We start from the raw sequence: 13,816 nt of genomic DNA on the forward strand, positions 1-13,816 counted from the left end.
GGTAACACTATGAAATTACGCGCGATATTAAGCAGTGCCCTGTTATTCTCACTTAGCCTGACAACTCACGCCGCCGACACCAGCCATGCACTCAACCTGGCTGAAGCCAATAAGCTGGTTAGCCTGCCGCTGCATTGCGTTGAAACGCCCTACCCGTATAAAACCGGCGTGGTGCTGGCCAGCGCCGCCGACTTGCAGGAACCATCGGTGCTGCACCCGATATTTTACGGTTGTTTCGACTGGCACAGCGCAGCCCATGGCTACTGGTCGCTGGTTACCTTACTGCGGCAATTCCCGGATTTAGCCCAAGCGGCTGAGGTTAAAGCCATACTCACACGCAATATCACCGCTGAGAAGGTGGCACAGGAAGTGGCGTTTTTCAGCAAAGACATTAATGCCTCGTTCGAGCGCACGTACGGCTGGGCCTGGCTGCTGAAGCTGTCGGACGAGTTGCATAGCTGGCAAGATCCAATGGCGCAGCAGCTGGCAGCAAACCTGCAGCCGCTGGCTGACTTGCTGGTAGAGCGCTATATCAGCTTCTTACCGCGGCTGTTGTATCCGGTGCGGGTGGGCGAGCATACCAATACCGCCTTTAGCTTAAGTTTTGCTTACGATTACGCGGTAAACCGCAAGCACACGGCACTGCAGCAACTTATTGCGCAGCGTGCCAAAGACTATTTTTTACAGGATAAAAACTGCCCGATTAGCTGGGAACCCAGCGGCTATGATTTTATCTCGCCCTGCCTGGAGCAAGTTGGCCTGATGCAGCGTATTTTGCCGACAGAGCAGTTTTTACCCTGGCTTAACGCCTTTATGCCACAGTTAGCCCGGCCGGACTTTAGCCTGGCAGTGGGTAAAGTGGCTGACAGAACCGATGGCAAGCTGGTGCATCTGGATGGTTTAAACTTTAGCCGCGCCTGGAACCTGTATGCGCTGGCACAGCAGTACCCGCAGTATGCGCATTTGCGTAAGGTTGCCGATCAGCATCTGGCATATTCCTACCCTAACCTGATTGGCGACAGCTACGAAGGCGGCCACTGGTTAGGTAGCTTTGCTATTCATGCACTAAACAGCGCTAAGCAGTAAAAGAACCTTATGAAAATCATTGTTAAAAGCTTACTGAAAGGCCTGGTGATTGTTCTGCCGTTGGTTATCACTATCGAGCTGCTGCGCTGGCTGCTGCTAACGGTTGAAACAGTATTAACGCCGGTGTTGCAAGTGGTATTACCAGGCGAATGGTACCTGCCGGGTATGGCAATACTGGGGTTTTTACTGGTATGCATTGCCATTGGTTACAGTTCGCGCTGGCCCAGCTTCAACTGGCTGTGGCAAGTGCCTGGCAAAATTTTAATGAAGCTGCCTGGCACCAAACAAGTGTATGGCATGCTGCAGGATATTATCGACGTAATGTCCGGTAAAAACTTCACCGATGGCTCGGTAGTGATGGTCAAACTGCCAGGCTCAGAAATTGAGCTCATTGGTATTGTTACCAAGCACGGCGGCCAGCCGAATGACCGGATGTCGTCACTGATGCAGGAAGAGCAACTGGCGGTGTTTATTCCGATGGCTTACAACGTCGGCGGCTATACCATCATCATACCCCGCAGCTGCACCCGAAACATTGATATGAAACCGGCCGAGGCATTGCAACTGGTGCTGAGCGGCGGTTTGGGCAGTGCTAAGGCGCCGGGCAAAAGCTGGTAGCAGCATTACTGCTGTTGCAACCACTCTCTGGGGCTGGCGCCGGTTTTACGCCGGAAGGCCCGCGCCAGTGCGGATGGGCTTTCGTAGCCTACTTCATCGGCAATCAGCGCAATAGGCCGGCCTTCGCGCAAACGTTTTTGCGTCAGGCTAACGCGCCAGCTTAGCAGGTAGTCGGCCGGAGTTTTACCTACCACTTTATGAAACTGCGCCGCAAAACTGGCGCGTGACATACTGGCGGCACCGGCCAGCTCTGCCACCGACCAGGCTTTGGCGGGCTGATCATGCATTAGCGTAACCGCGCGGGCTAAGCGCAAATCGGCCAGCCCGGCCATCATACCGGATGACAAGCTGCTACTGGCCATGATATGGCGCAGCAGCTGGATCATCACCAGCTCAAACAGCCGGTTTAACACTGCGTTTTTACCGCAGTTTTGCTCAGCGGCTTCACTAAATAACCACAATACGCTATCGCCCAGTATCGGTAACTCACTAACCGGCAGCAACATATAATCGGGTAAAGCTGTGGTTAACGGATTATCCAGGCCGCCGTCGAAACTTACCGCCGCACTAACCAGTTGGCTATTGTCTGTCGCCGCCGCACTTAACCGGTGTTGGCAGGGCCTTGGAATAAACAGCAGGCTGGGCCGGCTGATAACAATCTCCTGCCTGGCTATCTGTAAGCGGGCCTTGCCGGTATTAAACAAATACAACTTGCCGCTGCGCTCCTGTGCATCATAGGCCAGTTCCCCACTAAAAGGTCCGGCATAAAAGGTCGTTGCGTGCATACCAAACTGCGCCAGTAAAGTTGAAAGCCTGTCCATAACCACCTCGATTTAGACTATCTGCAGCATAATTTAGACAATATGGCGCCAAAATACAAGATTAACCGCCTAATATACTGCCAACGCTTACAACTGAGTTGAAGCCGGGTAGTACGCCACTTCAGGCATGACGTTAACCAACGCAAACACTTATTAACTGAAAAGGAAAAGATTATGACTAAGTTTACCTTCCGCCGTGTTACCGCCGCCCTTGCTGCCACTGCCGCGTTAACCTTAAGCAGTGCCGCCTTTGCCGCAGAAAAACCCACTGTGGTGCTGGTGCATGGCGCCTTTGCTGAATCATCCAGCTGGAACGGCGTAGCCGCTAACCTGCTGCAACAAGGCTACCCGGTAGTGGCTGTGGCTAACCCGCTGCGCAGTTTAACTGCCGACGCCAACTATGTTGCCAGCCTGGTAAAACAAACCAGCGGCCCGGTTGTGCTGGTTGGCCACTCGTACGGTGGCGCGGTGATCAGCAACGCTGTGCAGGACAACACTAATGTTACCGCCCTGGTATATGTTGCCGCTTTTGCCCCGGAGCAAGGTGAAACCGTACTGGAGTTATCCGGCCGTTACCCCGGCAGCACTTTAGGCCCGACACTGGCAGCGCCGGTGATACTGCAAGACGGCAATAAAGACTTATACATCCAACAAGACAAATTCGGTGAGCAGTTTGCTGCCGATGTACCAACCGCAGACGCCGTGCTGATGGCCGCTACCCAGCGCCCTGTTACTGAATTGGCATTAACCGAAGCCGCCGGCCAACCTGGCTGGCACACAGTGCCGTCGTGGGCCATTTATGGCACCGCCGATAAGAATATTCCGTCCGCCGCGATGAAGTTTATGGCACAGCGCGCTAAGGCGAAAAAAATCGTTGAAGTGCCGGGCGCTTCGCATGTGGTGATGACATCTCACCCGGACAAAGTTGCTGCACTGATTGCAGAAGCGGCAACGGCCACTACGAAATAACTGCCGCTTACCACGGCACACTGAACCGATATTGATACTAAACGAACATAAACTAACTGAATAAATTAAGGAAACTACCATGAGAACATTAAACACTGTTATCACTGCCAGCCTGTTAGCCTTAAGTATCGGCAATGCCTTTGCCGCCGGCTCACCGGGTGTGGAAACTAAGACGCAGGGCTTTTTAACTGCCTTAGCCCAGGGCGGCGGTAAGCCGCTGGAGCAGTTAGCTGTTGCCGACGCCCGTGCCGTGCTGGTGGGGGCGCAACAAGGTGCTGCGCTACCGGCGGCCGATGTCAGCGAAAAAACCATTAAAGTAGACGGCCAGAGCATTAAACTGGTGATTGTAAAACCACAGGGCACGAAAGGCACGTTACCGGCCTTTATGTTCTTCCACGGTGGCGGCTGGGTATTGGGCGACTTCCCCACGCACGAGCGTTTAATCCGTGACTTGGTACAACGCTCAGGTGCCGCGGCAGTGTATGTCGATTACACCCCGTCACCGGAAGCGAAATACCCCACCGCGATTAATCAGGCGTATGCGGCAACCCAATGGGTGGCCAAGCATGGCAAAGAGATTGGCGTGGATGGCAGCCGTTTAGCGGTCGCCGGTAACAGTGTTGGCGGTAATATGGCGGCGGTAGTAGCGTTAAAAGCTAAAGCAGCAGGTACACCGGCGCTGAAGTTCCAGTTGTTGTTATGGCCGGTAACCGATGCCGGCTTTAACAATAGCTCGTATCACACCTATGCAGAAGGCCACTTTTTAACCCGCAATATGATGCAGTGGTTCTGGGATAATTACACCACCAGCCAGGAGCAGCGCAACGAGATTTATGCCTCGCCACTGCGTGCTACCACTGAGCAGTTACAGGGCTTGCCACCGGCGTTAATCCAAACGGCGGAAATGGACGTGCTGCGTGATGAAGGCGAAGCCTATGGCCGCCACCTGAATGCCGCCGGAGTTGCAGTGACCACAGTGCGCTACAACGGCATGATCCATGACTTTGGCTTGCTGAACGTGCTAAGGGACGTACCGGCAGTGCAGGATGCCTTAGACCAGGCTGGCCGCGAGTTAAAAGACCATCTGCAATAAGCCGCAGTACCAGATAAAGCCCCTACATGGGGCTTTACTATTTGCAGTATTTAAACAGGCCGGTGCTCGGTGCCTTCACCCGGGGTGATAAACAGCAATTTACAACTGTTATCGGTTCTGGCGGTATGCCAGACATTAAGCGGCACCAGCACATACTCACCCTGCCGGCTTAGCTTAATACTGACATCGCCATCGTCGGTTTGCAGAATAAACTCCGTCTGGCCACTTAGCAGGATCACGATTTCATCACCGTTCGGGTGCCTCTCCCAGCTTGGCCAGTTAGCACTGAACGCGTAACATGATACCAGCTGATGGCCGGCAAAGCCGTTATAGGCTGAATCCAGCCGCTGATATAACCCACCGTCAGCCAACTCAACGGATGCCTGCTGGTTCGGGTTTAACACCACAAACTCACTGTCAATCGACAAGGTTGTTTTTGTCATCATACTGTCCTTTGCACTGCTTTGCCCGGGCAAAAAACACCGGCAACGTAGCACCAGTAATAGCACAGCAGGGCAGAAAACGCCGCAGCTACTCCCCGGACTATTTTATAGCTGGCTAGGGTAACTGTAAGCGTGTGGCGGCGAAACGGTTTAACAACTGATGCATCAGATACACCGCAATCAACGTACAAACCACCGAAATAGCCACTGAACTGAAGCGGTACAAGGCGCTGTACACCAGATCACTTTGTGGCGTCAGATACTGGCCAAATAAAATGCCCATTGTGGTCATAGCGCCAAAACCGGCACCGGCCTGGCCGCCTTCAAACATATGATGCCGGGCAAACAGCATGATGCTAAGCCAGATTGCCAGCGCGACAAACAGCAGCACACCGGCATGGTTATACAGCAGCAGTTGGATCAACAACCCGGCGTTACACCCCACTAAAGTGCCGATTGCCCGGTTCCAGCCGGCTTTACCGGCACCGTGCCAGTTCAGCGGAAACAATACCAGCACCGATGCCACCTGCGCTGACAGCGAATCTACCAGATCAAAGCTTTGAAACACCAAAAACGATAAGGTCGCCACAGTGGTAGCCAAAATCACCTCATGGCGCTGGTTGCTGAGTGGTTTAACCGGCAGTTGCCGCCCTTGCCGTGGTGTGGTGTCCGGAAACAGGGTATACATTAAAAAGGTAATAAACAGCGTAACAGCACCGGCCACCAAGTTAGACATCACAATATCGCTGACTTGGGTAACAGGCGCCGGATAACTGGCAAAGTGCAGCTGCATTGATAAGCCCACCATGGTCATGGCGCCAAACAGAAAATTGACGCCACGTGTCATGCAGAGAAATAAAAAGCCAAACTGCAAAATAACCAGCAACGTCATCGCCAGTGGCTTGTCACCAAACAGGCCCTGCAATACCAAAATGCTGACACTGACAAACAGCGTACTGGCAATAAACTGGCGCAGTATATGGGCATTAAGCACCGGCACCAGCCCCAGCAATAACATGGGGTTAACCACAAAAAAAGTACCGTAACTCCAGCCCATTAGCTTGCACAGCACAAAACCCAAAGTACCGGCAAAAGCAATACGCAAACACTGGCGCAGATCGTTACTGCTTAGCTGCAATTTTTGTGGCGCACTGCTCATGGCCGAAGACATAGCCGCTACCTTAATAGATATAATGCAGCAGGCTGATAAACCGCGCCTGCAGCTGGCCCAACCAACGGGCCGGGCCATCAGCCGGATACAGCTGCACCGTGGCACGGGCGCCGCCAGGTAACGCTGCCAGCACCTGTGTATTATCATTTAACCCAAGGTGCAAACGCAGGTACTGCGCATCACGCACCCAGCGATCAGAACTTTCCGGGTTAGCCAGGCTGCCATCGGCCGGCAACTGGCCGTCTTTTACCCCGGCATCAACCGAAACAACAGTGGCCGCAAACACCTGGCCAGGCAGGCTGTCAAACATTACGCTGGCCGCAGTACCAACCTTAACCTTCATCAGCGATTTTTCGCGGAAATCGGCAATAATATCGGCTTTCGCTGCCACCAGCGCAGCCAGCGTTTTACCGGCAGTGGCATAGTTGCCGGCTACCAGTTGCAGGTTGCTTATAACGCCGTCTACTTTGGCCTGCACAGCGGTGTGCTGCAGGTTTAGCCTGGCATTGGCTAAATTATTGCTGGCCTGGCGCAGTAACAGGTTGTCATCACCGCTGGCCCCGCGGCGCACCACCAGCTCATTTACCCGGGCTTTAGCGGCCTCCAGCTGTGCCAGAGCGCCGATGTAATTGGCGCGGCTTTGATCAACCAACTGCTGCGATACACTTTTGCTGCCAATAAGCTGCCCCAGCCGCTTTACTTCCAGCGCCAGCTCATCGGCACTGGCCTGGTGCGCCGTTACACCGGCACGGGCTGCGGCAATAGCGGCGTCCAGCTGCGTGTTTTCCTGCTTTGCCGCCTCCAGTGCCAGTTCAGCTTTGTCTACCGCCAGCAAGTAAGCGCGCTGGTCCAGCGTAAACAACGTATCACCGGCTTTTACCGGCTGGTTATTTTGCACCAACACCTGCGTTACCTGGCCGCTAACGTCGGGCGCTATAGCCACCACAGGGTGCATTACCCGTGCCTGGCTACTTAGCGGCATCCAGATATCTGCACAAATAAAATAGGCAAAGGCCATAACAAATATCGCTAAAGCACCCTGTACCCAGCGTTTAAAAATCTGATCCGGTGTCATGCTTTGTTCTCTGTAGCGGTATTAAGCAGCAAAGTACGGGCATTGCGCTCCATAATGTCTAACGACTGCATCAGCTGCTGTACCGCAGCAGCGGTTAAATCCTGGTACAGTGCCTGGCGGATTTGCGTAGTGCGCTCAATCAATTTCGCCAGCATCTGCTGCCCGGTTGCGGTGAAATACAAACACTGCGCTCTTTTATCGGTAGGGTGTGGCTGACGCTGCAGCATATCCTGCTCTACCAGCTGGCCAAGGGTGCGGCTTAGCGACGGCATTTCTATACCCAGCTCCTGCGCCAGTGCTTGTTGGGTAGCGCCTTCGCCGAGCATTTTCAGATGTAACATCGCTGTCCAGCGTGCTTCGGTCATACCTAGTGATTGCACCGATGCAGTAATAGCACTGCGCCATAAGCGATGCACCCGCCCTATCTGGTTACCCAGCGGCACTTTCAGCATGTCTTTCATCTCAGTCAGGTTGGTTATTTCAGTCATTACACGCCCGGCAATTAGTTAGCATGCTAAGCATTATATGGCTGACAACATACTTAGCAAGCTAACTATATTGCTGATGCGTTAAACGGCTTTCTGCATGAGTTCAACGCAAGGGTCATGGCTGCTGCTGCGACTTCAATGGTATAGTTACACCATGTTTTACACTGCCCCGGCAGCATTAACTACAGGAATACAAATGAACTCTATCTACCATATCGGCACCGTCGGACAGCCCTGGGGCGAAGCAGAAAAAGCGCAGTGGTTGAGTGAACAACAGATAAAACGCAGTTTCTTCGACGAGGTATTACCGGCGATTACAGCACTGCAAAACGAGTTTGATGTTGAGCAATACGGCGAGCTGAATTATCAGCAAGTTAGCGGTAAAACCTACCCGTTGCTGGCGGTAAAAAGCCGTAACTGGCAAAGCAATAAACCCACCATTTTAGTAAGCGGTGGTGTGCATGGCTACGAAACCAGTGGTGTGCATGGCGCACTGCGCTTTTTGCAAACCAAAGCCAAAGCGTACAGCGACAAAGTGAACGTATTGGTGCTGCCCTGTATCAGCCCCTGGGGTTACGAGACCATTAACCGCTGGAACCCCGAAGCGATAGATCCTAACCGCAGCTTTGATGCTAACGGCAAAGCCACTGAAGCACAGCAAGTGCGGCAGTATCTGGCCGGCCTGAATACCCACTTTGCGCTACATATCGATTTACACGAAACCACAGACTCGGATAACAGCGAGTTTCGTCCGGCCAAAGCGGCCCGCGATGGCACGGTGAATAGCAACTGGAATATCCCCGATGGCTATTACACGGTAGATGATGCCGAACACCCCTGCCCGGCACTGCAAAAAGCCATTATCGACAGCGTGGCTAAAGTTACTCATATTGCAGAGGCCGATGAAAACGGCGAGCTGATTGGCGAGAAAATTGCGCAGTTTGGCGTAATTAACTATGCCAAAGCCAGCTTAGGTTTATGCGGCAGCGTTACCGATGCGCCGCTGGTCAGCACCACAGAAGTGTACCCCGACAGCCCAAGCGCCACGCCGGAGCAATGTATTCAGGCCCAGGTTGCTGCTGTGGTGGGTGCGTTGGATTATTTGCTGCAGCAAAGTTAATTAATACGCTGCGGGTGCGGCTTGCAGCAGATCTTCAATAAGCAATAATACGCTGAGCTAAAGCGTAGAACCGGGAGTTGGTAAAGCTAACTCCCGATTGTTACTACTGACAAATTACAGAACGAAACTACTCCAGAAACGACTGCTTTAGCTCCAACTCGTTAGAAACAGACGAACCCAGACGATCGCTACGATCAAACCAGGCTTGAGCGACCATAAACTTAGCTTCAGCGATTTGTGTATCAAGTTCGAAGCTGCCGTTGCTTTGCATCTGAACGGTGCGCCAACGAACCATATCTCCCTTACCGTCTGGCAGTAACCTGATCCTCACGTACAAGGGCATGTCCTCGTTAAGGTTAAGCGGCTCGTCTGTCAATGCCTGCACATGGCCGTAGATCATTACCCTGCCGTGGAACCAGCTGCCACGGAGCAGTTCTATCCGAGTCTTGAAACGCGGGCGAATGTGATAGAAACAACTGCCCCAGATCTCGTCAGCCTCACCGCCACGACGCCAGGCTGTTAGCAAGAAACCGCTGTCATTGTTGCAACCCGGCCGAATAATATCTTCGTCCAACTCCAGGGTACAATGAAATACACGGGCTTCACCGCTGGGGATCCTCCATTCCCGCGGGCTGATGGTCAGCTTAGATCCATACGGCAGCCCCTTTGGTACCAGCGCGGCCACTTCGGTACGCAAACGGTCATTGTGGACCTGCATCGGAAAATGGATCGGCCCATAAGGCGATCCGGTCAGCGCTTCAAAATCAAAAACGTTCTGCTGCGCATTGTTGTTTTGCAGCTTCACGTCATCCGAACCGAGCGCGACAGTGTCACCGGTTGACGGGTCAACTTCCGCCGGAATCGTCCAATCAATAATTTCCATCCGCATGCATTGATGTACATTGGTTGACGCATCGACCTGCCACTCGAACGGGGTGATTTCATGAGCCCCCGGACCAATCTCAGCTATGGTCTGAGTGCCGCGATTAACCCAGCGCCCATCATCACCTGCACCGGGCGGATCGCAAACAAACCAGCGCACCTTCACGTCCTCCGCCCGCACGTTGCCGGCGTTGTGCACGCGGGCCACGACGAAGTGCTTCTCTGTGCCACTGGCCGGAAACCGCACGGTTTCTCCCTGATCGGTCGGCGTGCCTACGGGGTACTCGCGAGGCAGATTCGGATCCGGATTGTCTCCGGTCCAATCGACCCAGATGTCAGGACTTTTGTAGCCTGGCACGTGATCCTGAAAATGCAGATCGATATATTCAGCCTGCTCCCGCTCCACCCGGACCCGATAGACCGGGATAGTACCGCGCACGGTGCGGGTGTCAGCGACTTCTACCGTACAGCCTTTAAGCGGGAACTCTGGCGCAGTGGCGAAGTCCCAGGTATCGTTAATAGCCTGCAATTCGGTTCCGGTATTAAGCAGATGTACAGAGCGGCGATACAAACCGTTCACCGCCCAATACCGGTCCGATGCAGGGTCCAGCCCATTGGTAGCAATCACTGTTGGTTGCGGGCTAAGGCTCTGCGAAAAGTTGCTACCTGCGGCACGCAACTCCAGAAAAGCGGTTACTCCGCCATCACTACCAAGGTTAAGTTTCATCAATTGCCCAATAGGCACAGCTCCGCCTACCTCGTCCCGCACATCATCACGCAGCATATCGTCCCAGTATTCAACAGGTACTAACCAAGCCTCGGTCACCGCAACCTCGTCAGGCAGTGGCAGATCGACGAAAATGGTGCGGTTCAGTTCAGGATCCGCATTGTCGCTAATCCAGCCCAATGCCCATTTCGACCAGCCACAGAAATGGTGAAAAGTAGCGTTGCTTCCGCCCATCATCCCCCACGGGGAGATATACATTACATCGTCACGGTAACCATTTGCCGGGTATAGATCCGGCAAGCCGAGCGCATGACCAAGCTCGTGTGCCATCACCCCGGCCTGGTTGTTTAAATCAGCACCGCTGAACGCGTTAAAACGCTGACCGGTGATATTCGATGTGCCCATCTGTACCGGCGCCTCGCCGCCTGGCGGATTCAGATCGGTAGCATGATAGGTGCGTTTATACATTCGCTTAGAACCGAAGTCGACCGGGTCGTCGGCATTCCATTGCTCAGCCAGCGGGATTGCAGGGTGAGGAGCGCCGACATGAGCGATCATCATCACATCGTAGTCAGCAAACATAGCCTCTACCATACTTCGATCCCAGGCTGTGGTTGCCCGGATGTGCTCCATCGCTGCAGTAAAAGTGTCATCCGCTAACTCGATTGCATCACGCAGCGCATGAGAGTTATTCGGATCGCTTTCACTGCCGGGGGCTGCTACGGCAAGATCCCAACCTGTACCACCCAGCCCACTGGCTGACAAAACCTCTATGCTTGCCGCATTACCACCGAAATCAGCCGTCAGACTGACACCAACGGTAACCTCCTGTGCCATTACATCTTCATTGATACTAACGGATGTCGAGAAATAGGCACCGGAACCGCCGATACCCTCGCCGGCATCAACCTGAGCAGCACGCAAGCACTCCCTTAAATAGGAAGTAACCCTGAAAGTTGAGGTCATCACCCCGGAAACAGCGGCAGAAGAAATACCGAGAGTCGACAGTACTGGCGCCAACATACCGGGGCCGGTCACCGAAACCCTACCCTTTTGGACTACGTCGGCAGGTGCCGCCGGCTCACAGGCAAAACGGCCCTGAAGCCAACCAAACTGCGTATCGTCAGCTGAGGTGCGCCCCCGCCGGAACCTGACATCCTGTAGTAAGGTGGCCCCACCCGGCACGGTAGCTTCAGCTGTGCGAATGGCATCGGTAATATAAGTGCCGAGGTCGTCCAGAAACCCGGCGATATTCCCACCCTGATCCAGGGTCAGGTTGAAGGCGGGAAAATTAACCGTCAACGCATGTGCGGCGCCATCCTGAGTTTCAACGGTCAGTTCAACACTTTCACTGCCGTCAAAGTCAATGTTAACCGGGAAGCTACTGAAGTTAGCCGAACTCCACAGTGCCGCAAACGAAAAATCGTATGTCTTCACTGCTCCGGCCCGCGGATTAGCCTGGATCTCAAGCGCTTCCGTACCATCAAATATCACCGGATCAGCCCAATCAGCAGGCATGACCACAGTCAAACCGCCGGCGCGAAAGCCCTCGTACCAGTAACTGGCCATAGCCCTTGGCAACACCAGAGGCTTACGAATACCTCCAAAGTCGTGGCCGAAAATAGTGAAATCAATCGCCAGTTCACCAAAGCTGTTTTCATGGTAATAGTTATCAACCTTTGTAAAAATCTTTGCCGAAACCTGATCGACTAACTTAGTCATGTCCGCGTCAGCATAATTCTGGCCCGGCTCAATCACCGGGAAAAGACAGACTTTAAGTGTTGGGTTCAGTTCAGCCCGTTGCTGCCTGGGCCCCCGGTAAGTCACCGAAGGCATTGGTACCGGCAATCGGCTGCCAACATCGTCTGGCAGGCGGGCGACGAGATCCCTGACATAGTCAGCCAGCGCCCAGGCTTCAAGTTGGTGTTTGCGCTGCAAATGTATCAGCAAGCGTTGCGTGTGGGGATGCCCACCGTGCACCTCAGCGCCCGCCCGGTCAAGCTTACGCTCAAACAGCAGGTTGAGACGGTTATCAAGCACCGCCATTCGGGTCGCCCCTTGATCCACAGCCACGATATGCTGCCCTGCACGATACAGCTTAGAGGTGGTGAAACTGAGGTGAGCAGAATGTCGTTCATCGCAAGGCCGGTCCTCTGCGGGTTTATCGTCACCAGGTCGCTCACCACCGGGAGCCCCCTTGCAGCTGCAATCACAACCACAACGCTTCAGCAGCTGGCGCAGCACATAGCAAATGCGCAGCAAAGGGTCTGCTGCGCGGACGGCGGCATTTGGCAGCGTACCGCGCAGATCCACCTTATTTATCATGCCACCCTTTCGTGCCAGTAGCAGATAAGTGCTATCAATGAGACCGGCGGCAGTCACGCGAGACTCGTCAAAGCTATGCACTTCTACCGTGCCAGCTGCGCTTGCCTCACCAAACAGCATCAGGCGTAGCTCACCTTTGTGACGCCCAAGCAGAATATCGGTACGCTGCGGGTCGAGCGCTGTGATGTCCGGTTCCAGCTCCACGCTACCGAGCAACGAAACCCGGCCAGAGCGTTTATCCAGACTGTGTAAATCGTAACCGCGCCCACGCCGTGGCTGTTGCAGCACCAACTGGTGTCGTAGCACTACGATGTCGCGCAGCGGAGCTTTAAGATCTTGCGCCAAATGCCGGCAACGCGGACTTTTTGCCAAACCGTTCACCGTTGGACAGTCTGCATAAGAGCTAAAGTCAACTGACCAGACCGCACCGCGGCTGTCGAGTACATAGATCAGTAGTGGAGTGCCCGCCCCACCAGGCCGGGCTTTCACCACTTCGAATTCAAGCTTCACCCGGCTAAGCCTGGTCTTTTCGCTGCTTTTGCCAATGTCCGCAAACCGTGTAACCACCACGGTCTTGCCATCAAAAGCTGCAACGTATTCATCATCCTGACCAAACAACGCAACCGGGCCATGTCCCGGCGCACCAATGCCATCCTTACCACCATGCCTGCTTTTCGGATTACACCAGCCGGCAACATCAGCCGGGGCATCCCGGCGTGCAGCAGCGTATCCTTTTTGTCGGATGTTCACTGCTCTACTGTTTTTATCTGCCATTGAAATTACTCCTGATCAAAGTGTATTGAGCTGTGCAATTCCAAACGACGTGTCAAAGCGATTTACTACGCCTGCGGATCTCCCCCGCCTACCTCTGCCAGGGCTCGCAGACATGCAAGCCTATGATTTTAATCACCATAATAACCTGTGAATAGTCGCTTTTGGGTTATACAACAACCGGTCGTCCTGCCGCACAACGCGCAGTTTTGGGGCTGACAACACGT

Annotated in this window: 11 protein-coding genes; 5 read left to right on the forward strand and 6 right to left on the reverse strand. The window is 53.9% G+C overall.

The genetic code is table 11. The features are described 5' to 3' along the window. The first annotated feature begins 9 nt into the window (after positions 1-9). On the forward strand, positions 10-1,086 hold the full coding sequence (locus tag Q8O77_RS17405) for a DUF2891 domain-containing protein (protein WP_305556287.1): 1,077 nt from the start codon (positions 10-12) through the stop codon (positions 1,084-1,086). A 9-nt stretch (positions 1,087-1,095) separates the two neighbouring features. Then, the gene (locus tag Q8O77_RS17410) at positions 1,096-1,704 is read left to right on the forward strand and encodes a DUF502 domain-containing protein (RefSeq protein ID WP_305556289.1); all 609 of its coding nucleotides are present in this window, start codon (positions 1,096-1,098) and stop codon (positions 1,702-1,704) included. A 5-nt stretch (positions 1,705-1,709) separates the two neighbouring features. On the opposite strand, the gene Q8O77_RS17415 is transcribed toward Q8O77_RS17410, so the two are convergent. Continuing rightward, positions 1,710-2,525 carry an AraC family transcriptional regulator gene (locus Q8O77_RS17415; protein ID WP_305556291.1) on the reverse strand — a complete coding sequence of 272 codons (816 nt, stop codon included), beginning with the start codon at positions 2,523-2,525 and terminating at the stop codon, positions 1,710-1,712. A 174-nt stretch (positions 2,526-2,699) separates the two neighbouring features. On the opposite strand from Q8O77_RS17415, the gene Q8O77_RS17420 reads away from it, so the two are divergent. Together Q8O77_RS17420 and Q8O77_RS17425 are read left to right on the forward strand one after the other, a co-directional pair. Beyond that, a complete protein-coding gene (locus tag Q8O77_RS17420; protein ID WP_305556293.1) occupies positions 2,700-3,494 on the forward strand; it encodes an alpha/beta fold hydrolase in 795 nt (264 codons plus the stop codon). 79 nt (positions 3,495-3,573) lie between these two features. Then, positions 3,574-4,587, forward strand: a complete 1,014-nt coding sequence (locus Q8O77_RS17425; protein WP_305556295.1) for an alpha/beta hydrolase — start codon at positions 3,574-3,576, stop codon at positions 4,585-4,587. A 50-nt stretch (positions 4,588-4,637) separates the two neighbouring features. Here Q8O77_RS17425 and Q8O77_RS17430 read toward each other — a convergent pair whose 3' ends face one another. The 4 genes from Q8O77_RS17430 to Q8O77_RS17445 all read right to left on the reverse strand — a co-directional run bounded on the left by Q8O77_RS17430 (position 4,638) and on the right by Q8O77_RS17445 (position 7,764). Beyond that, positions 4,638-5,030, reverse strand: coding sequence for a hypothetical protein (locus tag Q8O77_RS17430; RefSeq protein WP_305556297.1), 393 nt, complete (start codon positions 5,028-5,030; stop codon positions 4,638-4,640). Positions 5,031-5,145: 115 nt separating this feature from the next. Beyond that, the gene (locus tag Q8O77_RS17435; RefSeq protein WP_305556299.1) at positions 5,146-6,201 is read right to left on the reverse strand and encodes a DUF2955 domain-containing protein; all 1,056 of its coding nucleotides are present in this window, start codon (positions 6,199-6,201) and stop codon (positions 5,146-5,148) included. A 10-nt stretch (positions 6,202-6,211) separates the two neighbouring features. Then, positions 6,212-7,276, reverse strand: coding sequence for an HlyD family secretion protein (locus Q8O77_RS17440; protein ID WP_305556302.1), 1,065 nt, complete (start codon positions 7,274-7,276; stop codon positions 6,212-6,214). After that, complete coding sequence (locus tag Q8O77_RS17445; RefSeq protein WP_305556304.1) at positions 7,273-7,764, reverse strand: MarR family winged helix-turn-helix transcriptional regulator; 492 nt, start codon at positions 7,762-7,764, stop codon at positions 7,273-7,275. Before Q8O77_RS17445 ends, Q8O77_RS17440 begins: the two co-directional genes overlap by 4 nt. A 196-nt stretch (positions 7,765-7,960) precedes the next feature. Between Q8O77_RS17445 and Q8O77_RS17450 the strand changes: the two genes are divergently transcribed. Next, positions 7,961-8,884: a M14 family metallocarboxypeptidase gene (locus tag Q8O77_RS17450; protein WP_305556306.1), complete on the forward strand. Its 924-nt coding sequence runs from the start codon at positions 7,961-7,963 to the stop codon at positions 8,882-8,884. 127 nt (positions 8,885-9,011) lie between these two features. Here Q8O77_RS17450 and Q8O77_RS17455 read toward each other — a convergent pair whose 3' ends face one another. Further along, positions 9,012-13,592, reverse strand: coding sequence for a hypothetical protein (locus tag Q8O77_RS17455; protein WP_305556308.1), 4,581 nt, complete (start codon positions 13,590-13,592; stop codon positions 9,012-9,014). Positions 13,593-13,816 lie beyond the last annotated feature (224 nt).

It is taken from the genome of Rheinheimera sp., from assembly GCF_030690345.1.
Classification (GTDB): Bacteria; Pseudomonadota; Gammaproteobacteria; order Enterobacterales; family Alteromonadaceae; genus Alishewanella.